1 protein-coding gene is annotated in these 952 nt (G+C 48.5%); it reads left to right on the plus strand.

Features of this window, described 5'->3' with window-relative positions:
* Nucleotides 1-77 precede the first annotated feature (77 nt).
* Nucleotides 78-952 (plus strand): IS30 family transposase (locus EII32_RS11320; protein ID WP_125235468.1); only part of this gene is annotated, 875 nt, incomplete at its 3' end.

A 952-nucleotide genomic window follows, 5' to 3' on the forward strand; every position in this document is an offset into this window, starting at 1 on the left:
CGGGAGCGTCCGACGGCAATACAAAAAAAGAAGAAAGGAGACCTGAGTCTCCCTAAGATTAATTAACTTTGTATTGTATGTCCAATCATTTAACCTCGGAACAAAGGTACGAAGTTTACCTTGGAATCAAACGATGTCGGAGCAAAAGTCGCATCGCAAGAGAAATAAATGCTCACCCCTCTACGGTGATCAGGGAAATACGGAGGAACGGTAACGCTTCCGGAGAGTATGTTTGGCTGAACGCCCGGCGCAAATGTGACGGTCGTCGTCACGGTCTTGAAGGCAACCATCGAAAGCCTCCTGAACTATGGCGGCGTATAGATCAAATGATATTGACGGAGGATTGGTCTCCCTCACAGATTGCCGGTGTTCTGCGTAAAGAAGGAATACACATCGTCAGGCAGACCATATACAATCATGTCCATGCGGATATCACCGGCAAATTGCGCCCACACCTGCCGCACGAACTCAAATATACAAGAAGATGCAAAGCCATACGCCCCACCAAAGCCACCAATATTGCCGACAGGGTCAGCATACATGAACGCCCCGCAGAGGCCGACGGTACGCGTTTCGGAGATTGGGAAACGGATACAATGGCGGATTCATACGGCCATGCGATTCTGACGCTCACAGAACGTTCCACAAACTTCATACTCATGGAGAAACTCGAACACGGACGCAAGGCCTTGCCAACGTCCCGGGTCGTGTGCTGTCCGCTCTTCCCATACAGGGAATCATTGAAGACCATCACCACAGACAACGGATGTGAATTCGCGGCACACCTTGAAATATCAAAGAAACCCAGCGTCAAAGGGAAAGACAGAGTCGTGGTATATTTCGCAGATTCATACGCTTCATGGCAGAAAGGAAGTGTCGAAAACGCAAACAGACTCATCAGAAAATACATTCCAAAGAAAGCGGATTTTGACGAATTCAGTCACAAACGTAT

It is taken from the genome of Prevotella sp. OH937_COT-195 (genome assembly GCF_003932845.1).
GTDB lineage: Bacteria > Bacteroidota > Bacteroidia > Bacteroidales > Bacteroidaceae > Prevotella.